The sequence below is a fragment of the Citrobacter sp. wls613 genome (assembly GCF_005281195.1).
Lineage (GTDB): Bacteria > Pseudomonadota > Gammaproteobacteria > Enterobacterales > Enterobacteriaceae > Citrobacter > Citrobacter gillenii.
In genome coordinates this window covers 137,399-163,483 of sequence record NZ_SZXN01000069.1, presented here as the reverse complement: position 1 = coordinate 163,483, position 26,085 = coordinate 137,399, and the positions used below count along the sequence as shown (strand labels likewise).

Sequence of the window (26,085 nt, the reverse complement as noted above, 5' to 3'; positions counted from 1 at the left end):
CTGTTTTGTTTTCTGTGCCAGCCATCAATAAAACAGCACAATCGTGGCTATCATATTCACCACAAATCCTACCGCCATTGGGATCGCCGTGCGTTTAACCACCTCAAAAGGCGATACACCCGCAATACCGGAAGTTACTACAATGACCGCAGTAATGGGTGAAACCGCGCGGGCCAGGGTAGTGGCAAAGTGCATTGGCATAATCATTACCACCGCCGGAATATGCAGCCCTGCGGCGATGTCCGGGATCAGGCTGGCGAAAGACATAAACGGCGCGTTACCGGAACCCATGACAATGGCGCAGGCGGCGATGACCACCGCCATGATGATCATCACGCCGATACCGCCAAGCCCGGAATGTTCCGCCCCCCTAATCACCGCGTCGACAGTGCCGATGGTGGTTAAGCCTTTGGCAAAGATCTCACCGGCGACGACCAGCGTCACGACGTTGGCGAACTGGGTGCCCATGCCATCAAAAAACGCCTGCACATCATCCATGGTTTCGCGCAGATTATGGGTGCGAAAGAATTCGACAAACATGGTGACTGTCATGCTCATCAGCATCACCACCACCAGATTCAGCTCTGTTTTCATGAGTCCACTATGTGCAAGGAACAGCGAGCCTAGCATCAGGATCAGTGGCATCACCGGTAAAATGGCGTAATAGAGCGGCGGAACATCTTCCAGCACCTTTTGTTCGGTAAAGCCGATGTTTTCTGGTGCCGCTTTTTTATCAAACTGGCGCTGCACAAAAAAATGCGCAATAGCAACGGCGATAATCACGCACGAGGCCACGGGTAACTGGTAGTGGAAGAAGTAGGTGGCGATTTTCATTCCCGCTACCTGAGCGGCAAAAATCGAGTTTGTTTCCAGAATACCCCATTCAATCGACATTGACGTGGCAATGACCGCCACTGCCGACAAACGGCTTACGCCAAGGCTGACCAGCGTCGGGAAGAGGGTGACCATCAGCAACATCCCTAACCCGGAGGCGCTGGTAATGAACTGCGCCATGATCTGACCGATCACATAGGTGGCGGCAAGCACGATATACGGTGAGCGGATAAGCTTTAGCGGACGGCTCAGCAGGCTCACCATCGCCCGACTGGCTCCCATCCTGTCCATATAGCGGGCATAGCCACCGACGGCCATAATCGATAGCCCCAGGCCTGCTGCACGACTGGAGAGCATGCGCAGAATTTCGTTATAAATATCAACCAGCAGGTAGCCGCTGCTTTTTTCGGGTGCAACCAGCGCACCGTACCCCAGCCAGACGCCGCAGATCATTAGGAAGATCCCAGCCGCCGCAAGGACCACCTGGGGTTTGTAGTTTTTGAGGATCAGGTAACCCATCGTTAATAAAACGATGACAGAAAGTATGATGCCGAACATTTTTTCACTCCATGCAGGAAAGAAGATAAATCCGGTAATAGCGCTGTTATAAAAGCGGATGTTATATTTTTTTTACCGTTTTTTATGGAGTGAATATCGTATTTTTAAAATCGAGATTAAATTATTTTTCGTTTTAAAATAGTGGGTTATGATAATTTTTCACGATCATATTCGCAGATTTCATAAATTCGATGTCATACTCAGAAATTAAAATTCATCATATTGTTTTTGAGTGAAAATATATTTGTATTTCATATGTTATCAATAAGCGGGCTAACCCGATTGACCTCCATTTCACCCCGCTTTCGATCCTGTGTTACGATGAACCCGCTGTTGTTTTTCACCAATGACTTAGCTGAATGGACCCTATGAACGCATTTGATTCGCAAGCTGAAGACTCTCCATCCACCATTGGCCGTAGTTTACGTAACCGCCCGCTGGCGCGTAAAAAGCTGTCTGAAATGGTTGAAGAAGAACTGGAACAGATGATTCGTCGTCGGGAGTTTGGCGAGGGTGAACAGTTGCCGTCCGAGCGGGAGCTGATGGCCTTCTTTAACGTCGGTCGTCCCTCGGTGCGAGAAGCCCTCGCGGCGTTAAAACGTAAAGGCCTGGTGCAAATCAACAACGGCGAACGTGCCCGCGTTTCGCGTCCATCTGCGGACACCATCATTGGTGAACTGTCGGGGATGGCGAAAGATTTTCTCTCGCATCCCGGCGGCATCGCGCACTTTGAACAGTTGCGACTGTTCTTTGAGTCAAGCCTGGTGCGTTACGCCGCCGAGCATGCAACCGACGAGCAAATTGACAGACTGGCGAAAGCGCTGGAGATTAACAGCCAGTCGCTGGATGACAACGCGCTGTTCATTCGTTCGGACGTGGATTTTCACCGTGTGCTGGCGGAGATCCCTGGTAATCCTATCTTTATGGCGATCCATGTCGCGCTTCTGGACTGGCTGATCGCCGCACGTCCGACCGTCGCTGACCGCGAATTATACGAGCACAATAGCGTAAGTTATCAACAGCATATTGCTATTGTCGACGCCATTCGTCAGCACGATCCTGATGAAGCAGACCGCGCATTACAAGACCATCTCAACAGCGTTTCCGCTACTTGGCACGCCTTCGGTAAAAATAAAAAATTGAGGAAGTGATCGCGATCCTGATGATCGTTTAGTGAGGCAGATCGCAATATAAGCGTTCTGTATTGTATTGCTGCTTATTTGGTCTGGTATAACAGGTATAAAGGTATGTAGTTAGACAACACTAATCATCGACAGAGGTAGTTATGGCAAGAGATTTAAGAGGCGTAATGCCAGCGTTGTTAACCCCATTCGACAACCAACAGCGACTGGACATTGAGAGCCTACGTCGTCTGGTACGTTTCAACATTGGGCAGGGTGTTGATGGCCTGTACGTCGGTGGCTCAACGGGTGAAGCGTTTGTCCAGAACCGGGCTGAAAGAGAGCAGGTACTGGAGATCGTGGCGGAAGAAGCGAAGGGTAAAGTCACGCTTATCGCACATGTGGGCACGGTGAGCACCGAAGAGAGCCAGCAGTTGGCGAGCGCAGCCCATCGCTACGGCTTTGATGCTGTCTCTGCCGTCACGCCGTTTTACTATCCGTTCAGTTTTGAAGAGCACTGCGATCACTACCGTGCAATTATTGATTCCTCTGATGGCTTGCCAATGGTGGTCTATAACATCCCGGCGCTGAGCGGCGTAAAACTGACGCTGGATCAGATCAACACGCTGGTCACGTTGCCGGGTGTTGGCGCGTTGAAGCAGACTTCTGGCGATCTCTATCAAATGGAGCAGATCCGTCGCGCCCATCCGGATCTGGTGCTGTACAACGGCTATGACGAAATTTTCGCGTCAGGCCTGCTGGCTGGGGCAGACGGTGGTATCGGCAGTACCTACAACATTATGGGCTGGCGCTATCAGGGAATCGTGAAAGCACTCAAAGAAGGCGACATCCAGACGGCACAAAAGCTGCAAACCGAGTGCAATAAGGTTATCGATTTACTGATTAAAGTCGGCGTGTTCCGTGGACTGAAAACGGTTCTGCACTATATGGACGTGGTTTCCGTCCCACTGTGTCGTAAGCCGTTTGCCCCTGTTGACGAAAAGTACCTGCCAGAACTGAAAGCGCTGGCTGACCAACTGCTGGCAGAAAAGGCGTAACAGCGGATTGCCGGGGGCTCTTTGCTTGCCCGGCCTACACAGGCAGACCGTAGGCCGGATGAGGCACAGTCGCCCACCAGTACAACAATGAAAATCGTCGGGAGAGTCACATGAGTACTTCTACCCAGAGCATTCCGTGGTACCGCCATCTCAACCGGGCACAATGGCGTGCGTTCTCTGCCGCCTGGCTGGGATATTTGCTGGATGGTTTTGATTTTGTCTTAATTGCCCTTGTGCTGACGGAAGTACAAGGTGAATTCGGGTTGACGACGGTGCAGGCTGCCAGCCTGATCTCGGCTGCCTTTATTTCTCGCTGGTTTGGCGGGCTGATGCTGGGGGCGATGGGCGATCGCTACGGGCGTCGCCTGGCGATGGTCACCAGCATTATTCTGTTCTCGCTAGGGACGCTGGCTTGCGGTTTTGCACCGGGCTACACCACCATGTTTATCGCCCGCCTGGTCATCGGCATGGGGATGGCAGGTGAGTATGGTTCAAGTGCGACCTATGTGATTGAAAGCTGGCCTAAACAGTTGCGCAATAAAGCCAGTGGTTTCCTGATTTCGGGCTTCTCCGTGGGGGCCGTGATCGCCGCTCAGGTCTACAGTCTGGTGGTACCGGTGTGGGGGTGGCGCGCGCTGTTTTTCATCGGCATTGTACCGATTATCTTCGCCCTCTGGCTGCGTAAAAATATTCCGGAAGCCGAAGACTGGAAGGAAAAACACGAAGGCAAAGCGCCGGTGCGCACGATGGTGGATACCCTCTATCGGGGTGAACATCGGGTCATTAATATTCTGATGACGCTCGCCGCCGCAACCGCGCTGTGGTTCTGTTTTGCTGGTAACCTGCAAAACGCGGCTATCGTGGCGATCCTCGGTCTGGTCTGCGCGTTTATCTTCATTAGCTTTATGGTGCAAAGCAGCGGTAAACGCTGGCCGACGGGCGTAATGCTGATGGTAGTGGTGCTGTTCGCCTTCCTCTACTCGTGGCCAATTCAGGCGCTGCTGCCGACCTACCTGAAAACTGAATTGATGTATGACCCGTCGACGGTCGCCAGGGTGCTGTTCTTCAGCGGCTTTGGGGCGGCGGTAGGCTGTTGTGTCGGTGGTTTTCTGGGTGATTGGCTGGGTACGCGCAAAGCCTATGTCTACAGCCTGCTGGCCTCACAGTTGCTGATTATTCCCGTGTTTGCGATTGGCGGTGCCAACGTCTGGGTACTGGGTCTGCTGCTGTTTTTCCAGCAAATGCTCGGGCAGGGGATCTCCGGGATCTTACCCAAACTGATCGGCGGTTATTTCGATACTGACCAACGTGCGGCGGGTCTGGGCTTTACCTACAACGTGGGTGCGCTGGGCGGGGCACTGGCGCCGATCATCGGTGCGCTGATTGCACAGCGTCTGGATCTGGGTACGGCGCTGGGATCGCTGTCGTTTAGCCTGACTTTCGTGGTGATCCTGCTAATTGGCCTTGATATGCCGTCCCGCGTGCAGCGCTGGCTGCGCCCGGAAGCGCTGCGTACCCATGATGCCATTGATGGTAAACCGTTTAGCGGAGCCGTGCCGTTTGGCAGCGATAAAAGCGCGCTGGTGAAATCAAAAAGTTAATCCGATTGCCCGGTCCTGCACCGGGCTATTTTGGTAAGGGAATAAGTATGTCGTTACTTGAGCAACTGACGCTGAAAAAGGTCGTGCTATGACAACGCTGGCGATTGATATTGGCGGCACCAAACTGGCCGCTGCACGGGTAGACCGCGATTTACAGATCCGCGAACGCCGTGAACTGCCGACACCTGCCAGCAAAACGCCGGATGCCCTGCGGGCCGCGTTACAGACGCTCATTGAGCCGCTGCAGGCGCAAGCAGAGCGCGTTGCCATTGCCTCCACCGGTATTATCCGCGAGGGCACACTACTGGCGATTAATCCGCTCAATCTTGGCGGGCTGATGCACTTCCCGCTGGTACAAACCTTAAGAGAGTTGACCGGCTTGCCGACCATGGCGGTCAATGATGCGCAGGCGGCGGCCTGGGCGGAATACCACGTAATGGCTGACGAGATAAGCGACATGGTATTTATCACCGTGTCGACCGGTGTGGGCGGCGGCGTGGTCAGCAACGGCAAGTTACTCACCGGGGCTGGTGGTCTGGCGGGGCATTTAGGGCATACGTTGGCAGATCCTAATGGACCAGTCTGCGGCTGCGGTCGTACCGGCTGCGTGGAGGCTATTGCATCTGGTCGCGGAATTGCCGCTGCCGCACAGGGCGACCTTGCCGGTTGCGATGCCAGAACGGTGTTTACGCGTGCGGTGCAAGGGCATGAACAGGCCACGCGGTTGATTGCACATTCTGCACAGGTGCTGGCGCGACTGATTGCCGACGTCAAAGCGTCTACCGACTGCCAGTGCGTAGTTGTGGGTGGCAGCGTCGGGCTGGCTGAAGGATATCTGACGCAGGTCCGCACGCTGCTGGCGCAGGAACCCTCGGTGTATCACGTCCCACTGCGCACCGCACATTACCGACATGACGCCGGGTTGCTAGGCGCAGCATTGTTAGCACAAGGAGAGTTATCATGATATTAGGCGAGTTACAGTCGCTATCCGCCGCGGGATTACCCCCTGTTCTGCTTGATGCGCTGACCCTTGCGCTGGCGGCAGACGTGCAGAATAACGCGCCGGGACACTATGTACTGAAAGGCGACGATCTGTTTATGAACGTGATGCAGTTCGCCACGCAACCGCCACAAGAAAAAAAGGCGGAGCTGCATGAATGCTATATTGATATCCAATTGCTGCTGGCAGGTGAAGAGCGTATTTTTTTCGGTTTGGCAGGTTCCGCACGTCAGTGCGAAGACGTGCATGTTGAAGAGGATTATCAACTGTGCAGCGAGATTGCCGATGAACAGGTTGTCACCCTGAAACCGGGGATGTTCGCGGTGTTTATGCCTGGCGAGCCACATAAACCGGGCTGCGTGGTGGGTGCACCTGGAGAAATTAAGAAGGTGGTGGTGAAGGTCCGAGCCAGCTTGCTACACGCCTGATAGGAATGCACCAACATGGTAATTGCCGCAGCTGCGTGTCTGCGGCAATTATTCAAAAGACAACCTACCGCTTAAATGTCACTGTTTCTGGCTGCGACAGATGCAACGTTGTTTGGCTCGGTACGGTCTCGGCGATGACCCGCCCGTGGCGAATGGAATAACGGGCAGGTGTTTGGCGACGAACCGCGTCAAACCCATTTTCTGCCGGTAAAATTACCAGGTTAGCGGAATTTCCAACGCTCAGGCCGTAGTCTTGCAAGTGCAGGGTTTTTGCGCTGTGAGTGGTTATCAGGTTCAGCCCATCATTAATCTGCCCGTATCCCATCAGTTGGCACACGTGTAATCCCATATGCAGCACCTGCAGCATATTCGCGGTGCCCAGCGGATACCACGGATCAAAGACATCATCATGGCCAAAGCAGACGTTGATCTCTGCCTCCAGCATCTCTTTGACGCGGGTGACACCGCGACGCTTGGGATAGGTGTCAAAACGTCCCTGCAGGTGAATGTTCACCAGAGGATTCGCAACAAAGTTAATACCTGACATTTTCAGCAGACGGAAAAGACGGGAAGCATACGCGCCGTTGTAGGAATGCATCGCTGTGGTATGGCTGGCAGTAACGCGCCCGCCCATTCCGTCGCGATGCGCCAGTGCTGCAACGGTTTCAACAAAGCGTGATTGTTCATCATCAATTTCGTCACAGTGCACATCGATAAGGCGGTCGTACTTCTGGGCCAGGGCGAAAATTTTATGCAGCGACTCCACGCCATATTCACGCGTAAATTCAAAGTGGGGAATCGCACCAATCACGTCGGCGCCCAGGCGTACCGCTTCCTCTAACAGTGCCTCACCGTTGGGGTAAGATAGAATCCCCTCTTGTGGGAATGCCACAATTTGCAGCTCCACCCACGGTGCGACCTCTTGCTTCACTTCCAGCATCGCTTTCAGTGCCGTTAGCGTGGGATCGGAAACGTCAACGTGCGTACGAACATACTGGATGCCGTTGGCCATCTGCCATTTCAGGGTTTGCATGGCACGCGTCTTCACGTCTTCGTGAGTCAGCATCGCTTTACGTTCAGCCCAGCGCTCAATACCCTCAAACAGCGTACCCGACTGATTCCAGCTTGGCTCGCCTGCCGTTTGCGTGGTGTCCAGATGGATATGCGGCTCGACGAATGGCGGGATGGCGAGTCCACCTTCGGCGTCCAGTACCTCACCTTGCGGTAAAGATGCTGCTTCCTGGGATTCAATACGGCTAAAACGCCCGTTTTCAATTGTAAGTTGCCATAACCCGTCGCGTCCCTGTAAACGTGCCTGACGAATGGTGAGGGTATTAGTCTGCATGGCTGACCTCCGTGGACTGAGCAAGACTGCGATTAAAAAGTGGATTCAGCAGGATAAAGCTGACTACACCGCCGAGTACGGCGTTGACGGGCACAATACCGGGAATATAGTGGCCGGCAGCGATGCCCAGTGCAACGGACAGAATGGCTATCCAATTCACCGGCGTAAATTGTGCGTTGTTGAAATCGGCGTATCGGCGGTGGTTTAACAGATAGTCGGCAATAATCACCCCGCCAATCGGAGGGATCGCGGCCGACAGAAATGTCAGCCAGCCGACAAAGTTATTGTACAGCCACAGCGCGCACAGCGTGCCAATAATACCGTTAACCACCGACAATGTACGGCTGGAAAAACCGGTAATATTGGCAAAGCCCAGACCCGACGCATACAGCGCGTTGTCGTTGGTTGTCCAGATATTCAGGCCGAGAACGACAATCGCTGGTAGCAGGAGCCCCTGGGCAATCATCACGTCGGAGATGTCCGCCTGTCCTACAGCGGCAGCGCCAGCAGCACCGAAGATAAACATCAAGGAGTTGCCGAGGAAAAAAGCCACCATGGCAATCAGCACCGCAGCTTTGGCATTACGGCCAAAGCGAACGAAGTCGGCCGTCAAGGTACCTGCGCTGACAAACGATCCCACGACCAGCGCCAGCGCGGTTGAAAAATCCAGCGGTGTCTGTGGCACAATCGTTTTTAAATGATCTAAGCCGCCCACGTCGGATACTGCCAGCCAGACGGAGTAACTACCAAGAATAACGATAGCGGGTACGGCGATAATTGATAAAACCGTCAGCGCCGAAATGCCAAAAAAGATGGTCATGGTCATCAACAGGCCAGACACGGCAATCAGGATATTAACGTCGATTCCCGTCGCTTTGCTGACCGGGATAGCAAACATCGCCACGCCAACACCAAACCAGCCCACCTGCGTGCCGCCTAACAGCATTGAGGGAAGCCATGAACCTTTTACGCCAAATGAGTAACGCGCCAGGAGATGGGTAGAGAGTCCGGTTTTTGCGCCGATGAAACCAAGAAAGGCAGTGTAAATACCGAGGAGAAGATTACCGAAGAGAACTGCCAGGAAGAAATCATTATAGGAAAGACCGGTACCGAGTGTGCCCCCGGTCCACATACTGGCGGAAAAAAACGTTAATCCCAACATTACAAATGTCAGTGGAACTATGCCTTTCCGCGCGGCCAGAGGGACGGGGCCCTGGCTATAATTGTTATCTTGCGACACAACGCCTCCATGAATTTTGCCCAAAAAATCCGCCGCATAATATACACTTTTCAGAAGAATGCAAACGTTTACGTACTGGCGTTTTAAGCTGGTTGGTCGCGAATTTATGCTATGTAGCAACTACGTATTTTTAGAAGAGAAGACGGATATCCGGCATCTCATCCATATGTGCGGACGAGATGCCAGAAAAGATGTGTTTATACTTCCAGGTAATTCAGGATCCCGTCTGCGGCTTTACGGCCTTCGGCAATCGCCGTCACCACCAGATCCGAACCGCGCACGATGTCGCCATTGGCTCAGTCGCTCCGTGAATGCTCTCATTGAGACGCTAATCGAGTTTGTGAACGGGCAAGTTCATCCGCCAGTAATTTCTCGTCAGGCAACTGCATTTTGTATTCGCTGGTAAGCACTTTATGAGGTAAACCGGTTAGGGCATAGTGAGCTTCGCCAGCACCTTTTTCCGCGCACAGGATTAAGCCTACGGGCGGATTCTCTCCAGGCATTGTCCAGTGCTCTTGGGCGTAATTCAGGTACATATTCATTTGCCCTGCATTGGCGTAGCTGAATTTTCCTACCTTGAGGTCAACGATGAGCAGGCAGCGTAAGCGTCGGTGGAAGAACAGCAGATCGATGCGAAACCAACTATCGTCAATGCGTAAGCGACGCTGGCGACCCACAAAGGAAAAATCATCACCGAGTTCCAGCATAAAATCCATCAGGTGGTTTATCAGCGCTTCTTCAAGGTCAGATTCAGAATATTCGTCCTTTAAATCTAGGAATTCAAGAATGAACGGGTCACGTATTGCTTGTTCTGGCGTAACGTCAGCGACGGTGGGGGCGACCTGCTGTAACATGGCGGTTTTGTCGTGGGACAATAATGTTCTTTCGTAAAATTGGGTGGTGATTTGCCTGTCGAGTTGCCGTACTGACCAGCCGTTACGTAGCGTCTCTTTCTCGTAAAAGATGCGGGCATCAGGATTTTTAACCGATAGCAGGCGGACATAGGCTGACCAGGGAAGCGGGAAAATTTTGGCGAGTTGTGCCAGACGGGAAGATTCACCAGACACTGTCTGCTGAATTTCAATATTTTGAAAATAAAGATAAAACGCTCGTATTTGTCGCAAGTTTCCCGTGGAAAACCCACGTTTGTACCGCTGGTTTAAATCGACGGACAAACGTTCAATCAGTTGAGTACCGTAAGCCGCTCGCGCTTCACCGCCTTGTTCAAATTCGACAATTCGATGGCCAATCTCCCAATAGGTTGCCGTCATAATTGCGTTGATGCTGCGGACCGTTTCTGTCCTGGCGTTATCCAATAAATGGATTATTCCGTCATGGATTTGCTGATAATCCTCAGCATGGTGTGTCGAGGTGAGTGTATTCATGTCTTCCCTAGCGTGATAGTTGCGAAATGAAAATATATCGTTATCAATACGCTCGAGGTCTAATGCCGTCAATCCATGACGATTGCATTACATGGACCTGCATCAGCATTTGCGAGTCGCTTTCCAGGAATGACGTGAATGTGTGAGGCAGAAGAAAACTGGCCCCCATCCAGCAATGTGAATTTTGGCAGGGGGCCAGCAGAGAGGCTTTTTATACTTCCAGGTAATTCAGGATCCCGTCAGCGGCTTTACGGCCTTCGGCAATCGCCGTCACCACCAGATCCGAACCGCGCACGATGTCGCCACCGGCGAAGATTTTCGGGTTGCTGGTCTGGAACGCGTTGTCGCTGCGTTCCGGGGCGATAATGCGGCCCTGTGAATCCAGCTCGACGCTGTGCTTTGCCAGCCATTCCATGCTGTGCGGACGGAAACCGAATGCCATCACCACGGCATCGGCGGGTACCACGTGTTCAGAACCGGGCACGATCTCCGCACGGCGGCGGCCTTGTGCGTCCGGTGCACCCATTTCAGTATGCGCCATTTTTACACCGCACACTTTGCCGTTGGCGTTAATTTCCACGCCCAGCGGCTGCACGTTGAACTGGAATTCTACACCTTCTTCACGCGCGTTTTTTACTTCGCGTTTCGAGCCAGGCATGTTTTCTTCGTCGCGACGATAGGCGCAAATCACGTGTGACGCGTTCTGACGAACGGAAGTACGTACGCAGTCCATCGCAGTATCACCGCCGCCCAGCACCACCACGCGTTTGCCTTCCATACTGATGTACGGCTCGTCGCTGCTTTCGCCAAAGCCCATCAACTGCTTGGTATTGGCAATCAGGAATGGCAGGGCATCGAATACGCCATCGGCATCTTCGTTTTCCAGCCCACCGCGCATCGACTGATAGGTTCCGACGCCGAGAAACACAGCGTCATAATCTTTCAGTAGATCGTCGAGCTGCACGTCACGACCCACTTCTACATTGAGTTTGAACTCAATGCCCATACCGGTGAAGATTTCACGACGACGGGTCATCACCTCTTTTTCCAGCTTGAAGGCTGGAATACCGAAGGTCAGCAGGCCGCCAATCTCCGGATGACGGTCAAACACCACCGCCTTTACGCCGTTACGGGTGAGTACGTCGGCACAGGCCAGCCCTGCCGGACCGGCACCGATAATGGCGACGCGTTTATCGGTCTGGCGTACGCCGGTCATATCCGGGCGCCAGCCCATTTCAAACGCTTTATCGTTGATATAGCGCTCAATGTTGCCGATGGTTACCGCGCCGAACTCATCGTTCAGCGTGCAAGAACCCTCACACAGACGGTCCTGCGGACACACGCGACCGCAGACTTCCGGTAGCGTGTTGGTCTGGTGTGACAGCTCGGCTGCTTCAAAAATACGTCCTTCGTTAGCCAGCTTCAGCCAGTTCGGGATGTAGTTGTGCACCGGGCATTTCCACTCGCAGTACGGGTTGCCGCAGGACAGGCAGCGGTCTGCCTGCGCCTTAGCCTGGCCTTCGGAAAACGGCTCGTAGATTTCGATAAACTCGATCTTACGGATCTTCAGCGGTTTCTTCGGCGGATCAACGCGCTGCAGGTCGATAAATTGGTATACGTTCTGGCTCATTGCTGCTACCCCTTACTGCGCCTGCACGCGCAGCTCAGCTGCGCTACGACTACGGTGACCCAACAGTGCTTTCACATCACTGGACTTCGGTTTAACCAGCGCGAATTTCGCCGAGAATGCCGGCCAGTTGGCCAGGATCTCTTCTCCACGTGACGAACCGGTATGCTGTACATGCTCGGTGATCAGTCCACGCAAATGCTCTTCGTGGATAGCCAGCGAGTCCACGCTCAGGACTTCGACCAGTTCCGGATTCACGCGTTTGCGGAATTCGCCGTCTTCGTCCAGCACGTAGGCGAACCCGCCCGTCATGCCAGCGCCGAAGTTGACGCCCGTTTTACCGAGAATACAGACGATGCCGCCGGTCATGTATTCACAGCCGTTGTCACCGATGCCTTCGACCACGGTGATGGCACCTGAGTTACGTACCCCAAAGCGTTCACCCGCGCGACCTGCGGCAAACAGACGACCGCCGGTTGCGCCGTACAGGCAGGTGTTGCCGATGATGCTCGCTTCATGGCTGCGGAAGGCAGAACCGACCGGAGGACGTACCGCCAGCAGGTCGCCCGCCATGCCTTTACCGACATAGTCGTTGGCATCGCCGGTCAGATACAGCTCCACGCCGCCCGCGTTCCACACGCCAAAGCTCTGGCCTGCGGTACCGCTGAAATGCGCCTTGATCGGGTCGGAAGCCAACCCCTGATCGCCGTGCGTCTGAGCGATATAGCCCGACAGTGATGCGCCGACAGAACGGTCGGTGTTGCGGATGTCGAACCAGAAAGTTTTACTCTGGCGCTCATCAACAAATGGTTTGGCCTGTTGCAGCAACTGCGCGTTGAGCACGCCGTTGTCGAACGGTGGGTTGTTCTCAGTACAATACACCGCTTTGCCTGGGTGAGGTTGTGCGGTTTCCAGCAGGTGAGACAGCTCCAGTTTCTGCTGCTTGGCAGTATACCCGTCCAGCTCTTTGAGCAGGTCGGTACGACCAATCAGATCCACCAGGCGTGTTACGCCAAGCGATGCCATCAGCTCGCGGGTTTCACGGGCGACAAACTCAAAGTAGTTGGTCACTTTGAACGGCAGACCGTGGTAGTGGTTCTTACGCAGTTTTTCGTCCTGGGTTGCTACACCGGTTGCACAGTTGTTCAGGTGGCAAATACGCAGGTATTTACAGCCCAGCGCGACCATCGGGCCGGTACCAAAGCCGAAGCTTTCCGCGCCGAGAATGGCTGCTTTGATGATGTCGACGCCGGTTTTCAGACCGCCATCAACTTGTAAACGGATCTTATGGCGCAGACCGTTAGCCACCAGTGCCTGCTGAGTTTCTACCAGCCCCAGTTCCCACGGACAACCTGCGTATTTCACCGAAGAGAGCGGGCTGGCACCGGTGCCGCCGTCGTAACCGGCAATGGTTATCAGATCCGCGTAGGCTTTTGCCACGCCGGTGGCGATGGTGCCGACGCCCGGTTCGGAAACCAGCTTCACAGAGATCATCGCCTTCGGGTTAACCTGTTTTAAATCGAAAATCAGCTGCGCCAGGTCCTCGATAGAGTAGATATCGTGGTGTGGCGGCGGGGAAATCAGCGTCACGCCCGGCACCGAATAACGCAGTTTGGCGATGTACGGAGTAACTTTATCTCCCGGTAACTGACCACCTTCGCCGGGCTTCGCGCCCTGTGCGACCTTAATCTGAATGACGTCAGCGTTGACCAGATACGCCGGGGTTACACCGAAGCGACCAGAAGCCACCTGCTTGATGCGCGACACCTTGTTGGTGCCATAACGTGCTGGGTCCTCACCGCCTTCGCCGGAGTTGGAATTACCGCCGATGCTGTTCATCGCTTCGGCCAGCGCTTCGTGCGCTTCCGGGCTTAACGCGCCGATGGACATGGCTGCGGTATCAAAACGTTTAAACAACTCGGTTGCGGGTTCGACGTCGTCAACACTTACTGCTTCATTGCCAGGTGCAATAGCCAGCAGATCGCGCAGCGTTGCTGCCGGACGTTCGTTAACCAACTTCGCGTATTGCTGGTAGTCGCTGTATTCGCCGCTTTGTACTGCCTGTTGCAGGGTGCGTACCACGTCCGGGTTGTAGGCGTGGTATTCGCCACCGTGAACGTACTTCAGCAGGCCGCCCTGGCTAATCGGTTTGCGCGCCAGCCAGGCATGTTTGGAGAGGTTCAGCAGATCCTGCTGGAAGTCGGTAAAGCCTGCGCCGCTGATGCGACTGACCACGCCCTGGAAGCACAGTGCCACCACGTCATCATGCAGGCCGACGGCTTCAAACAGTTTCGAACAGCGGTAGGAGGCAATGGTCGAAATGCCCATTTTGGACATGATTTTGTACAGACCTTTGTTGATGCCGTTACGGTAGTTCAGCATCACGGTCCGGTAATCTTTGGCAATAGCGTGAGTGTCAATCAGACGCCCCAGCGTTTCATAGGCCAGATACGGATAGATAGCTGTGGCACCAAAGCCGAGGAGTACCGCGAAGTGATGTGGATCGCGGGTACTGGCGGTTTCGACGATGATGTTAGCGTCGCAGCGCAGGTTTTGTTCCACCAGACGCGTTTGCACCGCACCAACCGCCATCGGTGCCGGGACCGGCAGGCGATTTTTGGCGATGTTACGGTCAGAGAGCACCAGCAATACCGTGCCGTTACGCACCATCTGTTCGGCTTTATCGCACAGCGCCTTGACGGTCTCTTCCAGCGTGGTTTCACTCACGTCGAAAGTGATATCGAGCCGGTCAGCGCGATAATGTTCCTCTTTCATGGTGGTGAGCTGGGTGAAATCAGAGTACAGCAGGATCGGTGATTTAAAGCTCAGGCGATGCGCCTGGCCTTCGGCTTCACAGAAGACGTTCATCTCACGACCAATGCTGGTGGCCAGCGACATCACGTGCGCCTCACGCAGCGGATCGATAGGCGGGTTGGTCACCTGCGCGAACTGCTGACGGAAGTAGTCATAAATGATACGCGGCTGGCTGGAAAGCACGGCAAACGGGGTGTCATCGCCCATTGAACCGACCGCTTCCTGGCCGTTTTCACCTAACACGCGAATCACGGAATCCAGTTCTTCGGCGCTGTAGTTAAACTGTTTTTGGTAGCTGGCAAGGGTGTCGTCGTCCAGCTCACGGCTGCCGACTTGATCGTCAGCCAGGTCTTCAAACGGTACCAGACGGCGGACGTTCTTTTCCATCCACTCTTTGTACGGATGGCGACTTTTCAGGTCATCATCGGTTTCCGCCGAGTGCAGAATGCGACCCGAGCGGGTGTCGATCACCATCAGTTCGCCGGGACCGACGCGGCCTTTCTCGACGACTTCATCGGGCTGATAATCCCAGATACCCACTTCGGAGGCGCAGGTGATGAGCTTGTCTTTGGTGATGACGTAGCGCGCCGGGCGCAGGCCGTTACGGTCAAGGTTACAGGCGGCAAAGCGACCGTCAGACATGACAATACCTGCCGGGCCGTCCCACGGCTCCATGTGCATCGAGTTAAAGTCAAAGAATGCGCGCAGCTCCGGGTCCATATCCGGGTTGTTCTGCCAGGCCGGTGGCACCAGCAGGCGCATCGCGCGGATGATGTCCATCCCGCCTGCCAGCAACAGTTCGAGCATGTTATCCATTGAGCTGGAGTCGGAGCCGGTTTCGTTGACGAACGGCGCGGCATCGTGGAGATCCGGGATCAGCGGGGTCTGGAACTTATATGTACGGGCGCGCGCCCACTGGCGGTTACCGGTAATGGTATTGATTTCGCCGTTGTGCGCCAGGTAGCGGAACGGTTGGGCCAGCGGCCAGCGCGGTACGGTGTTGGTGGAAAAGCGCTGGTGGAACAGGCAGATGGCCGATTCCAGACGCAGGTCCGCGAGGTCCAGGTAAAAGCGCGGCAGATCCGCCGGCATACACAGACCTTTATAGATATTGACCAGATTGGACAAGCTACAGACGTAGAAGTCTTTATCGTCCTGTAAACGTTTTTCGATGCGGCGACGCGCGATGAACAGACGGCGCTCCATATCGCGTGGACGCCAGCCCGCAGGGGCGTTAACAAAAATTTGCTCAATACGGGGCAGGGAGGAGAGGGCAATTTCACCGAGAACACCGTCGTTGGTCGGCACGTCGCGCCAGCCCACAATCGACAGGGTTTCCTGCTGTAACTCTTCTTCAACGATGCGACGAGATGCCGCCGCCAGTTCAGCGTCTTTATTTAAAAAGATCATGCCGACCGCGTAGTTTTTGGCTAAACGCCAGCCGCGCTCTTGCGCAACAATGCGGAAAAAGCGATCGGGTTTTTGTAATAACAGGCCACAGCCGTCGCCGGTTTTACCGTCCGCGAGGATGGCTCCACGGTGCTGCATACGGGCCAGTGCGTGTATGGCGGTACGCACTACCTTGTGGCTAGGTTCGCCTTCTATGTGGGCGATCAGGCCGAAACCACAGTTATCCTTCTCAAGGGATTTATCGTACAACATATCAGTGAACCTCCCCAGGCTCTGCGGGACGCCTCTCCGATACCGTTTGCGCACAGGCACACCAAGAGCATGGCGACGGGGGTTGCGCGTTATACGCTCACCTCGCATTCGCCCTCTTTAATCCTTTTCGCATAGGTCAAACAAGTTTGAGGACTTGCTTCAGAGGGAATCTCAATTACTGCATAAATATGATGAGCAGGCTGCTCATCCAGAAAGCTTCCAGCGGATTTCCACGTTATCGGGAATCCACACACAGGTCAAATGGCAATCTTATTTATGCAAAAATGTGCTATAGGTCGATTAACGATATGAATGTATTGAAATTAATGGCATTTTTACATTGATTTAACGCACAGTGGATGGCGAGGGAAGTGTGATCTGTCTCACTGTCAGAAAGGTCCGTTATCGCTTGTCCTCCCTTTGTTTATCGCGATGTTTGGTATTTTATGCTGGTTTATAGAGTTTACGCGTCTTAAAGATACTGTTTTTATCCGTTGGCCGTCGGAAGATAAAAAAAATCATCGGATATAAGGAAAAGTAATCACATTTTGATTGAATGAAATTTCATTTATTTTGCTTGAATATGCAATGAATAAAAGCACGCCGGGGCGATTGATCCAGGTCATCGCCGACGGGGGCTAAAAATGGCAGGCTTTGGCCTCTTTTCAAGGCGCGGTCTATCAGATTATGCAGTTACAGAAATTAGTCAATATGTTTGGTGGGGATCTTTCTCGTCGTTATGGGCAAAAGGTTCATAAACTCACGCTGCACGGCGGGTTTAGCTGCCCAAATCGCGATGGCACCATTGGACGTGGCGGGTGCACCTTCTGTAATGTCGCCTCCTTTGCCGATGAGGCACAGCAGCATCATTCGATTGCTGAGCAGCTCGAACATCAGGCTCAACTGGTGAATCGCGCCAAGCGCTACCTGGCCTATTTTCAGGCTTATACCAGCACGTTTGCCGAAGTGCAGGTGCTGCGTTCGATGTACCAGCAGGCGGTCACTCAGGCCAATATTGTCGGGCTGTGCGTCGGGACGCGCCCTGACTGCGTGCCAGAGGCGGTGCTCGATCTGCTGTGCGAATATAAAGACCAGGGCTACGAGGTGTGGTTGGAACTGGGGCTGCAAACGGCCCATGATAAAACGCTGCACCGTATTAACCGTGGGCATGACTTTGCCTGCTATCAACGCACCACGCAGTTGGCGCGTGAGCGTGGGTTGAAAGTGTGCTCACATCTGATTGTCGGCCTGCCGGGAGAAGGGCAAGCGGAATGTCTGCAAACGCTGGCGCGCGTGGTGGAGACCGGCGTTGATGGCATTAAGCTGCATCCGCTGCATATTGTGAAGGGCAGCATTATGGCGAAGGCCTGGGAAGCAGGGCGTCTGAGCGGTATTGAGCTGGCCGATTACACCGTGACGGCGGGCGAGATGATTCGCCATACGCCGCCAGAGGTTATTTATCATCGTATTTCTGCCAGCGCCCGTCGCCCGACGTTACTGGCGCCGCTGTGGTGTGAAAATCGCTGGACCGGGATGGTCGAACTGGACCGTTATCTCAATGAGCATGGTGTACAAGGCTCCGCTCTTGGAACGCCGTGGGCTCAGCCGGGGAGCTAACCCTCTGTAGGCCGGATAAGGCAAAGCCGACCTCCGGCAATCTGCGCCTGCTTGCCTGATGGCGCTTCGCTTACCAGGTCTACGATGAGCTCTCCTCAGTCATTTCACCGATAGCCTCCGCATTTATTGCACAATCTCAAACGTCACGCCGAGAATTGAGTATTATTGTGCCAAGTTGTCGTGAAGGAACCCTCTATGAAGCAAATTCGAATGCTGGCGCAGTATTATGTCGACCTGATGATGAAATTAGGTCTGGTGCGCTTTTCGCTGCTATTGGCGCTGGCTCTGGTGGTGTTGGCCATAGTGGTGCAAATGGCCGTCACCATGGTGCTGCATGGCCAGGTAGAAAGTATTGATGTAATACGTTCCATCTTTTTTGGCCTGTTAATTACCCCCTGGGCGGTCTATTTCCTGTCAGTGGTCGTGGAGCAACTGGAGGAGTCCCGGCAACGCCTGTCACGACTGGTGCAGAAGCTGGAAGAGATGCGCGAACGCGATCTCAAGCTTAACGTGCAGTTAAAGGACAATATTGCGCAGCTTAACCAGGAGATTGTCGAACGTGAAAAGGCGGAAGCGGAGCGCCAGGAAACGTTTGAACAACTCAAAGTCGAAATTAAAGAGCGTGAAGAAGCGCAGATCCAACTGGAACAACAATCCTCTTTTCTGCGTTCTTTTCTCGATGCTTCACCGGATCTGGTTTTTTATCGCAATGAAGATAAAGAGTTCTCCGGCTGTAACCGCGCCATGGAATTGCTGACAGGCAAGAGCGAAAAGCAACTGGTGAATTTAAAACCGATTGAAGTTTACTCGCCAGAAGCGGCTGAAAAAGTTATCGAAACCGACGAGAAAGTGTTCCGCCATAATGTCTCGTTGACCTATGAACAATGGCTGGATTACCCGGACGGACGTAAAGCCTGCTTTGAAATTCGTAAAGTGCCTTATTACGACCGCGTCGGTAAACGACACGGCCTGATGGGCTTTGGCCGCGATATTACCGAGCGCAAGCGCTACCAGGATGCACTTGAACGTGCCAGCCGTGACAAGACGACCTTTATTTCCACCATCAGCCACGAACTGCGTACGCCGCTGAACGGTATTGTCGGTTTAAGTCGGATCCTGCTGGATACGGATCTGACCGCTGAGCAGGAAAAATACCTGAAAACTATCCATGTTTCTGCCGTTACGCTTGGGAATATTTTCAACGATATTATCGACATGGATAAGATGGAGCGGCGTAAAGTTCAGCTCGATAACCAGCCGATAGATTTCACCAGCTTTATGGCGGATCTGGAAAACCTCTCCGGCCTGCAGGCGCAGCAAAAAGGGCTGCGCTTTGTACTTGATCCGACCTTGCCGCTGCCGCATAAGGTCATTACCGACGGGACGCGTCTGCGTCAAATCCTGTGGAATCTGATCAGCAACGCCGTGAAGTTTACCCAGAAAGGGCAGGTCACCGTGCGGGCGCGCTATGACAAAGGCAACATGCTGCATTTTGAAGTGGAAGATTCTGGTATCGGTATTCCGCAGGATGAGCAGGATAAAATCTTCGCCATGTATTATCAGGTGAAGGACAGCAATGGCGGTAAACCGGCCACCGGGACCGGGATTGGTCTGGCAGTGTCTCGTCGTCTGGCGAAAAACATGGGCGGCGATATTACGGTTTCCAGCCAGCCGGGGAAAGGTTCCGTCTTTACCCTTACCGTTCATGCCCCAGCCGTTGCGGAAGAGATTGAAGACGCCTTCGAAGAAGACGACATGCCGTTGCCTGCCCTGAATGTGCTGCTGGTTGAGGACATTGAACTGAACGTGATTGTCGCCCGTTCGGTGCTGGAAAAACTGGGTAACAGCGTGGACGTCGCCATGACCGGGAAAGCCGCGCTGGAAATGTTCAAACCGGGTGAGTACGACCTGGTGCTGTTGGATATTCAGTTGCCGGATATGACTGGTCTGGATATCTCCAGAGAGTTAACGCAAAAGTACGCGCGGGAAGATCTGCCGCCGCTGGTGGCGCTCACCGCTAACGTTCTGAAAGACAAAAAAGAATATCTGGAAGCGGGTATGGATGACGTGCTGAGTAAGCCGCTGTCGGTACCGGCGTTAACCGCCATGATTAAAAAATACTGGGATACCCGAAACAAAGAGGAGAGCACTGTGACATCTGAAGAAAGCAGTAAATCGCAAGCGCTGTTAGATATTCCCATGTTGGAACAATACCTCGAGCTGGTGGGACCGAAGTTAATTACCGACGGATTGGCGGTATTTGAGAAGATGATGCCGGGTTATTTAAGTGTGCTGGAGTCCAACCTGACCGCGCGTGATAAAAAAGGTGTTGTTGAGGAAGGCCATAAAATCAAAGGTGCCGCGGGGTCAGTGGGACTGCGCCATCTGCAGCAGCTGGGTCAGCAAATTCAATCCCCGGACCTTCCTGCCTGGGAGGACAACGTGGGGGAATGGATTGAAGAGATGAAGCAGGAGTGGCAGCACGACGTGGCGGTATTAAGAGCCTGGGTGGCGAGTGTTGAAAAAAAATGACCCCGGCTTAGCCGGGGTGCGCGAATACTGCGCCAACACCAGGGAAATCGTGGCTGCGCCGTAAATTATTATCATTGTTTACAAGGGCGCAGCCCTAATTTTCAGGCCGCACGCAGTTAAGATAGCAAATCTTAAATAATTTGTTACATGAATCAGTTAAATGTGTGAAGCGTAGCATTTTAATAAGAAATATTAATATGCTACAGCCAGTTGCGAAAGGAGTCTCACGATGAAGAAAATTGGCGTAGTGCTCGGTGGATGCGGCGTGTATGACGGCTCGGAGATCCATGAAGCCGTGTTAACGCTGCTGGCTATTGCCCGCAACGGGGCTCAGGCCATCTGCTTTGCGCCGGATAAACAACAAGCAGATGTGATTAATCATCTGACGGGCGAACCCATGCAGGAGACCCGCAATGTCCTGATTGAGGCTGCACGTATAACCCGTGGTGATATTCGCCCGCTTGCCCAGGCGGTCTCTGCTGAACTGGATGCGCTGATTGTCCCTGGTGGATTCGGTGCAGCGAAGAACCTGAGCAATTTCGCCAGCCAGGGAAGCGAATGCCGGGTGGATAGCGACTTAGCCGCGCTGGCAGTCGCCATGCATCAATCCGGTAAGCCGTTGGGGTTCATGTGTATTGCCCCAGCGATGCTGCCTAAAATATTCGATTTTCCGCTGCGTCTGACGATTGGCACCGATATCGATACTGCGGAAGTGCTGGAGGATATGGGGGCAGAGCATGTGCCGTGTCCGGTCGATGATATTGTGGTTGATGAAGACCACAAAATCGTCACCACGCCGGCTTATATGCTGGCACAGGATATTGCCCAGGCGGCGAGCGGTATCGACAAGCTGGTCTCGCGTGTGCTGGTGCTGACTGAATGAAAAAAGGGGTGACCGCCAGTTTGCGGCGACTCTTTCTGCGGGCGGTCATTGTCCTCGCCGTGTTCTGGGGCGGGGGCATCGCCCTCTTCAGCGTGCTGCCCGTGCCCTTTTCAGCGGTGATGGCTGAACGACAAATTAGCGCCTGGTTGCACGGTGATTTCGGCTATGTGGCGCATTCTGACTGGGTCAGTATGGATGAGATCTCACCGTGGATGGGGCTGGCGGTTATTGCCGCAGAAGACCAAAAATTTCCGCAGCACTGGGGATTTGATGTCTCTGCGATAGAAAAGGCGCTGGCGCATAATGAGCGCAATGAAAGCCGCATTCGTGGAGCATCGACGCTCTCGCAGCAGACAGCAAAAAATCTCTTTCTGTGGGATGGACGCAGTTGGGTGCGTAAAGGTCTTGAGGCCGGACTCACACTGGGTATGGAAACAGTGTGGAGTAAGAAACGTATTCTGACGGTTTATCTGAATATCGCCGAGTTTGGCGACGGTGTATTCGGCGTAGAAGCGGCAGCACAACGTTATTTCCATAAACCGGCCAGCCGCCTGAGTCAGTCTGAAGCAGCGCTGCTGGCGGCGGTGCTGCCAAATCCTCTGCGTTTTAAGGCGAATGCCCCGTCAGGCTATGTACGTAACCGGCAGGCATGGATCATGCGGCAAATGCGCCAGTTAGGCGGTGAGTCGTTTATGCGGGAAAATAAGCTGTATTAGTCGATGCTGACGCTGTTTTTGTAGGCCTGATAAGCGCAGCGCATCAGGCAGAATACGACACAACGACATTGCCGGATGTGGCGTAAACGCCTTATCCGACCTACTCGCTACGTGCTGAAATGGTAGCTCTGTACTGACTAATCCTCGTCAAACCCCGAATTAAACAGCGCAATCACCGCTGCCAGGGCTTCTACTTCCTGTGGGCCAGAGGCTTCAACCTCTATCTGGCGACCTTTGGCGGAATCCAGCATCAGCAGGGCGATGACGCTGTTCGCTTCCGCCTCTGTACCTTCATCGTTACGCAACAGCACTTCCGCCTCAAAACCCTGCATTAATTCAAACAGCTTCATCGCAGGCCGGGCGTGCATGCCCAGCTTATTGGTGATTTCGACAGTCTGTTTTACGGTCATGATTTGCGTTTTTCCAGCGTGCGATGGCGTGACTGCACGTTTTTACCGCGAGAGCGGAAGTAGTCAGCCAGTTGCTCTGCAATATACACCGATCGGTGTTTCCCGCCGGTACAGCCGATGGCTACGGTGAGGTAGCTGCGGTTGTTAGTCTCCAGCATCGGTAACCATAGCTCAAGATAGCTGCGAGTCTGGTAGATAAAATTGTGTACTTCTGTGTGGCGGTCGAGAAACGCGGCAACGGGCCTGTCCAGACCGGTCATCGGACGCAGTTTAGGGTCCCAGTGTGGGTTTGGCAGGAAGCGCACGTCAAAGACGTAATCCGCATCAATCGGGATGCCGTGCTTGAAGCCAAAGGACTCGAATACCATGGTCAGTTCACGTTCACGTTTGCCCAGCAGTCGGGTACGCAACATTTCTGCCAGCTCGTGCACGGACATTTCAGAGGTATCGACGATCAGGTCCGCGCGAGAACGTAGTGGCTCCAGTAAGTCACTTTCCTTATCGATAGCACTTTCCAGTGACAGATTTTTGCTGGAGAGTGGGTGCAGTCGACGGGTATCACTGTAGCGACGGATCAGCGTGTTACGGTCAGCATCGAGGAACAGCAGCTGCGGCGAGAAACCTTCAGGCAGGTTATTCATTGCCTGCTCGAAAATTTCTGGTGACTCAGGCATATTGCGCACATCAATGCTGACGGCCGCAGAAATTTGGCTATCGGCCAGGGTGCGGGCCAGATCGGGCAACAGCACTACGGGAAGGTTATCCACGCAGTAAAAACCCATATCTTCCAGCGCTCGCAGGGCAACAGATTTGCCTGACCCTGAACGACCGCTGACGATCATCAGTACCATGTACTGTTTCTCCTCACAACGACAAAAAAGGGTGCCATTGGGTTGTTATGCTTCATCCTGTACACCTTCGGTGTCCGTGATGATTTGATACAGCTCCTGATCGCTCTGCGCGGAACGCAGGCGGCGACAGATGGTTTTATCCGCCAGACGTTTTGCAACCAGTGACAAGGTGTGCAAATGCGTCTTGGTTTGGTCTGCGGGAACCAGTAGGGCGAACAACAGATCGACCGGTTGATTATCAATGGCGTCGAACGCGATAGGCGTTTCGAGCTGCACAAACACGCCGACCGCGCGCATCGTGTCTTCTTCCAGCTTTCCGTGCGGAATGGCAATACCATTGCCGATGCCGGTACTGCCCATTTTTTCACGCGTCAGAATGGCTTCAAATACCACCTGAGAAGGCAAGCTGAGCTGCTTTGCTGCCAGTTCGCTGATGATTTCCAGAGCGCGTTTTTTGCTTTGGCAGTGAACACCAGAGCGCGTACATTCCTGGTTAAGAACAGTACTCAGTTGTAGAGTCGTATCGTTATTTGTCATAATTTCACCTAAGCGCTAACTGTACAAATGGCCCGTTGTGCTGCACAACAGGCCGTCCTGCACCCGCTAACTGCCCGGACAAGTTAGTGCTGTTTCAGTTTATCTTTATGTTTTGTTAACTGCCGAGCCAGTTTATCAATTAAACCGTCAATGGCGGCGTACATATCCTGACCTTCCGCGCTGGCATGAATTTCGCCACCGTTCACATGCAGTGTTGCATCCGAGATGTGTGTCACCTTCTCCACCTTCAACACAATATAGACCTGATTAATCCGGTCGAAATATTGCTCAAGTTTGGCGAACTTTGTGTTCACAAAGTCACGCAGTGCTTCAGTGATTTCGACGTTGTTTCCAGTGATGTTGAGCTGCATAGTGTCTTCCTTATCGGTTGGGTCAGACCAGCTGTTTGCGCTGGTTAGACGGCGGAATGGATAAAGACTCTCGGTACTTCGCAACGGTGCGGCGTGCCACCATGATACCCTGTTCTGACAGCATAGAGGTTAACTTGCTGTCACTCAGCGGTTTCGCAGGGTTCTCCGCAGCAATTAATTTCTTCACCAGTGCGCGTATCGCTGTAGAAGAGGCTTCGCCCCCGCCCTCAGTGTTGACGTGGCTGGAAAAGAAATACTTGAGTTCAAAAATGCCGCGTGGACTGTGCAGATACTTTTGCGTGGTCACTCGGGAAATGGTCGATTCGTGCATCTCGACGGCCTGGGCGATATCCGCCAGCACCATCGGCTTCATAAATTCTTCACCTTTCTCAAAGAAGGCTTGCTGTTGCTCAACAATACATCGACTGACGCGCAACAGCGTGTCGTTACGGCTTTCCAGACTTTTAATCAGCCACTTTGCATCCTGGAGATTGGTGCGAATAAACTGGCTGTCGGCATCGTTGCGCGCGCCATTGCACATGGCGGCATAGTGCTGATTAATCTGTAGACGCGGAATGCTGTCGCTGTTCAGTTCGACGACCCAACGATCGTTATGTTTGCGCACCAGTACATCTGGGATCACGTACTCTGGCTCACCGGTTTGGATCGACTGCCCGGGTCTCGGATCCAGCGACTGGATCAGGTTGACGGCTTCTTTCAGCACATCTTCTTTCAACCGGGTAACGCGCATGAGCGAGCGGAAATCGTGATTGGCTAACAGATCGAGGTGATCGCTGATGATCAGGCGGGCTTCTTCCAGCCATGCTGTGGCTTTGTCAAACTGCGACAGTTGAATCAACAGGCAGTCGCGGAGATCTTTCGCCGCCACGCCAACTGGATCAAAACGTTGAACGCGTTTTAGCACGGCTTCGACTTCATCGAGACCAATGTCGTCATCACCCATGCTCTCGAGAATATCATCCAGAGAAACGGTGAGATATCCGGTGTCATCAACCGCATCGACAATTGACGTCGCAATGGCGCGATCGGTATCCGAGAACGGGGTCAATCCCACTTGCCACATCAGGTAATCTTGTAATGATTGCGTAGTTTCACCCTGATACACAGGCAGTTCGTCGTCGATGTAATCCCCACTGGTGCCCGACGGCGTGCCTGCGGTGTAAATTTCATCCCAACTGGCATCCAGCGGCAGTTCTTCCGGCATCTCTTTTTGTTCGAGAGCATCTGCGGTATCGAGGGAATCGCTGTCCTGCTTTTCCTGGGTATCAATTTCGTCGTGAAGATCGGTTTGCTCGAGCAGTGGGTTACTTTCCAGCGCTTGCTGAAGTTCTTGCTGAAGTTCCAGCGTAGACAACTGCAACAGACGGATAGCCTGTTGTAGCTGAGGCGTCATTGCCAGTTGTTGGCTAAGCCTGAGTTGCAAACCTTGCTTCATGTTCAGAGTGGTTTTCTCCTGCAGTAACGTGACGTCTTC

At 53.5% G+C, this 26,085-nt stretch carries 20 protein-coding genes; 9 read left to right on the top strand and 11 right to left on the bottom strand.

The window, feature by feature from the left end:
• Nucleotides 1-24 precede the first annotated feature (24 nt).
• The gene (gene dcuC, locus FDX01_RS17495; protein WP_137400206.1) at nucleotides 25-1,392 is read right to left on the bottom strand and encodes an anaerobic C4-dicarboxylate transporter DcuC; all 1,368 of its coding nucleotides are present in this window, start codon (nucleotides 1,390-1,392) and stop codon (nucleotides 25-27) included.
• Between the two features lie 359 nt (nucleotides 1,393-1,751).
• Here dcuC and nanR point away from each other — a divergent pair, with 359 nt between their 5' ends.
• The 5 genes from nanR (at nucleotide 1,752) to nanQ (ending at nucleotide 6,600) form a co-directional block, all read left to right on the top strand.
• Nucleotides 1,752-2,543 carry a transcriptional regulator NanR gene (nanR, locus tag FDX01_RS17490; RefSeq protein WP_115257365.1) on the top strand — a complete coding sequence of 264 codons (792 nt, stop codon included), beginning with the start codon at nucleotides 1,752-1,754 and terminating at the stop codon, nucleotides 2,541-2,543.
• A 134-nt stretch (nucleotides 2,544-2,677) separates the two neighbouring features.
• The gene (nanA, locus tag FDX01_RS17485; RefSeq protein WP_117342748.1) at nucleotides 2,678-3,571 is read left to right on the top strand and encodes an N-acetylneuraminate lyase; all 894 of its coding nucleotides are present in this window, start codon (nucleotides 2,678-2,680) and stop codon (nucleotides 3,569-3,571) included.
• Between the two features lie 110 nt (nucleotides 3,572-3,681).
• Nucleotides 3,682-5,172, top strand: a complete 1,491-nt coding sequence (gene nanT / locus FDX01_RS17480) for a sialic acid transporter NanT (RefSeq protein WP_117342747.1) — start codon at nucleotides 3,682-3,684, stop codon at nucleotides 5,170-5,172.
• A gap of 88 nt (nucleotides 5,173-5,260) precedes the next feature.
• Nucleotides 5,261-6,136 carry an N-acetylmannosamine kinase gene (locus FDX01_RS17475; RefSeq protein ID WP_137400205.1) on the top strand — a complete coding sequence of 292 codons (876 nt, stop codon included), beginning with the start codon at nucleotides 5,261-5,263 and terminating at the stop codon, nucleotides 6,134-6,136.
• The gene (nanQ, locus tag FDX01_RS17470; protein WP_137400204.1) at nucleotides 6,133-6,600 is read left to right on the top strand and encodes an N-acetylneuraminate anomerase; all 468 of its coding nucleotides are present in this window, start codon (nucleotides 6,133-6,135) and stop codon (nucleotides 6,598-6,600) included. Before FDX01_RS17475 ends, nanQ begins: the two co-directional genes overlap by 4 nt.
• 64 nt (nucleotides 6,601-6,664) lie before the next feature.
• Here nanQ and FDX01_RS17465 read toward each other — a convergent pair whose 3' ends face one another.
• The 5 genes from FDX01_RS17465 to gltB form a co-directional block, all read right to left on the bottom strand.
• Entirely contained in the window at nucleotides 6,665-7,945 is a 1,281-nt protein-coding gene (locus FDX01_RS17465; RefSeq protein ID WP_135911324.1) for a cytosine deaminase, read from the bottom strand.
• A complete protein-coding gene (gene codB / locus FDX01_RS17460) occupies nucleotides 7,935-9,185 on the bottom strand; it encodes a cytosine permease (protein WP_137400203.1) in 1,251 nt (416 codons plus the stop codon). Before codB ends, FDX01_RS17465 begins: the two co-directional genes overlap by 11 nt.
• A 317-nt stretch (nucleotides 9,186-9,502) precedes the next feature.
• A complete protein-coding gene (locus FDX01_RS17450) occupies nucleotides 9,503-10,570 on the bottom strand; it encodes a PDDEXK nuclease domain-containing protein (RefSeq protein WP_137400202.1) in 1,068 nt (355 codons plus the stop codon).
• Between the two features lie 211 nt (nucleotides 10,571-10,781).
• Nucleotides 10,782-12,200, bottom strand: coding sequence for a glutamate synthase small subunit (locus FDX01_RS17445; RefSeq protein ID WP_096755493.1), 1,419 nt, complete (start codon nucleotides 12,198-12,200; stop codon nucleotides 10,782-10,784).
• A 12-nt stretch (nucleotides 12,201-12,212) separates the two neighbouring features.
• Nucleotides 12,213-16,673, bottom strand: a complete 4,461-nt coding sequence (gltB, locus tag FDX01_RS17440) for a glutamate synthase large subunit (RefSeq protein WP_137400201.1) — start codon at nucleotides 16,671-16,673, stop codon at nucleotides 12,213-12,215.
• Between the two features lie 687 nt (nucleotides 16,674-17,360).
• On the opposite strand from gltB, the gene FDX01_RS17435 reads away from it, so the two are divergent.
• The 4 genes from FDX01_RS17435 to mtgA all read left to right on the top strand — a co-directional run bounded on the left by FDX01_RS17435 (nucleotide 17,361) and on the right by mtgA (nucleotide 22,421).
• Complete coding sequence (locus FDX01_RS17435) at nucleotides 17,361-18,290, top strand: TIGR01212 family radical SAM protein (RefSeq protein ID WP_115257371.1); 930 nt, start codon at nucleotides 17,361-17,363, stop codon at nucleotides 18,288-18,290.
• Between the two features lie 195 nt (nucleotides 18,291-18,485).
• Entirely contained in the window at nucleotides 18,486-20,822 is a 2,337-nt protein-coding gene (gene arcB / locus FDX01_RS17430) for an aerobic respiration two-component sensor histidine kinase ArcB (protein WP_117342737.1), read from the top strand.
• Between the two features lie 229 nt (nucleotides 20,823-21,051).
• Nucleotides 21,052-21,705 (top strand): isoprenoid biosynthesis glyoxalase ElbB, encoded by a 654-nt coding sequence (elbB, locus tag FDX01_RS17425; RefSeq protein WP_117342736.1) that lies wholly within the window; start codon nucleotides 21,052-21,054, stop codon nucleotides 21,703-21,705.
• A complete protein-coding gene (gene mtgA, locus FDX01_RS17420; protein ID WP_137400200.1) occupies nucleotides 21,702-22,421 on the top strand; it encodes a monofunctional biosynthetic peptidoglycan transglycosylase in 720 nt (239 codons plus the stop codon). The genes elbB and mtgA overlap by 4 nt, the downstream gene beginning before the upstream one ends.
• A gap of 137 nt (nucleotides 22,422-22,558) precedes the next feature.
• On the opposite strand, the gene npr is transcribed toward mtgA, so the two are convergent.
• The 5 genes from npr to rpoN all read right to left on the bottom strand — a co-directional run bounded on the left by npr (nucleotide 22,559) and on the right by rpoN (nucleotide 26,046).
• Nucleotides 22,559-22,831 carry a PTS phosphocarrier protein NPr gene (gene npr / locus FDX01_RS17415; RefSeq protein WP_096755498.1) on the bottom strand — a complete coding sequence of 91 codons (273 nt, stop codon included), beginning with the start codon at nucleotides 22,829-22,831 and terminating at the stop codon, nucleotides 22,559-22,561.
• Nucleotides 22,828-23,682 carry an RNase adapter RapZ gene (rapZ, locus tag FDX01_RS17410; protein WP_096755499.1) on the bottom strand — a complete coding sequence of 285 codons (855 nt, stop codon included), beginning with the start codon at nucleotides 23,680-23,682 and terminating at the stop codon, nucleotides 22,828-22,830. The genes npr and rapZ overlap by 4 nt, the downstream gene beginning before the upstream one ends.
• A 45-nt stretch (nucleotides 23,683-23,727) precedes the next feature.
• Nucleotides 23,728-24,219 (bottom strand): PTS IIA-like nitrogen regulatory protein PtsN, encoded by a 492-nt coding sequence (gene ptsN / locus FDX01_RS17405; protein ID WP_096755500.1) that lies wholly within the window; start codon nucleotides 24,217-24,219, stop codon nucleotides 23,728-23,730.
• A gap of 83 nt (nucleotides 24,220-24,302) precedes the next feature.
• Complete coding sequence (gene hpf, locus FDX01_RS17400; protein WP_003025078.1) at nucleotides 24,303-24,590, bottom strand: ribosome hibernation promoting factor; 288 nt, start codon at nucleotides 24,588-24,590, stop codon at nucleotides 24,303-24,305.
• A 22-nt stretch (nucleotides 24,591-24,612) separates the two neighbouring features.
• Nucleotides 24,613-26,046: an RNA polymerase factor sigma-54 gene (gene rpoN / locus FDX01_RS17395; protein WP_135911328.1), complete on the bottom strand. Its 1,434-nt coding sequence runs from the start codon at nucleotides 26,044-26,046 to the stop codon at nucleotides 24,613-24,615.
• Nucleotides 26,047-26,085 lie beyond the last annotated feature (39 nt).

Coding starts and splice junctions, on each gene's coding strand:
- dcuC (WP_137400206.1), bottom strand. CDS start 1,392: ATGTTCGGCATCATACTTTCTGTCATCGTTTTATTAACGATGGGTTAC.
- nanR (WP_115257365.1), top strand. CDS start 1,752: ATGGACCCTATGAACGCATTTGATTCGCAAGCTGAAGACTCTCCATCC.
- nanA (WP_117342748.1), top strand. CDS start 2,678: ATGGCAAGAGATTTAAGAGGCGTAATGCCAGCGTTGTTAACCCCATTC.
- nanT (WP_117342747.1), top strand. CDS start 3,682: ATGAGTACTTCTACCCAGAGCATTCCGTGGTACCGCCATCTCAACCGG.
- FDX01_RS17475 (WP_137400205.1), top strand. CDS start 5,261: ATGACAACGCTGGCGATTGATATTGGCGGCACCAAACTGGCCGCTGCA.
- nanQ (WP_137400204.1), top strand. CDS start 6,133: ATGATATTAGGCGAGTTACAGTCGCTATCCGCCGCGGGATTACCCCCT.
- FDX01_RS17465 (WP_135911324.1), bottom strand. CDS start 7,945: ATGCAGACTAATACCCTCACCATTCGTCAGGCACGTTTACAGGGACGC.
- FDX01_RS17450 (WP_137400202.1), bottom strand. CDS start 10,570: ATGAATACACTCACCTCGACACACCATGCTGAGGATTATCAGCAAATC.
- FDX01_RS17445 (WP_096755493.1), bottom strand. CDS start 12,200: ATGAGCCAGAACGTATACCAATTTATCGACCTGCAGCGCGTTGATCCG.
- gltB (WP_137400201.1), bottom strand. CDS start 16,673: ATGTTGTACGATAAATCCCTTGAGAAGGATAACTGTGGTTTCGGCCTG.
- FDX01_RS17435 (WP_115257371.1), top strand. CDS start 17,361: ATGCAGTTACAGAAATTAGTCAATATGTTTGGTGGGGATCTTTCTCGT.
- arcB (WP_117342737.1), top strand. CDS start 18,486: ATGAAGCAAATTCGAATGCTGGCGCAGTATTATGTCGACCTGATGATG.
- elbB (WP_117342736.1), top strand. CDS start 21,052: ATGAAGAAAATTGGCGTAGTGCTCGGTGGATGCGGCGTGTATGACGGC.
- mtgA (WP_137400200.1), top strand. CDS start 21,702: ATGAAAAAAGGGGTGACCGCCAGTTTGCGGCGACTCTTTCTGCGGGCG.
- npr (WP_096755498.1), bottom strand. CDS start 22,831: ATGACCGTAAAACAGACTGTCGAAATCACCAATAAGCTGGGCATGCAC.
- rapZ (WP_096755499.1), bottom strand. CDS start 23,682: ATGGTACTGATGATCGTCAGCGGTCGTTCAGGGTCAGGCAAATCTGTT.
- ptsN (WP_096755500.1), bottom strand. CDS start 24,219: ATGACAAATAACGATACGACTCTACAACTGAGTACTGTTCTTAACCAG.
- hpf (WP_003025078.1), bottom strand. CDS start 24,590: ATGCAGCTCAACATCACTGGAAACAACGTCGAAATCACTGAAGCACTG.
- rpoN (WP_135911328.1), bottom strand. CDS start 26,046: ATGAAGCAAGGTTTGCAACTCAGGCTTAGCCAACAACTGGCAATGACG.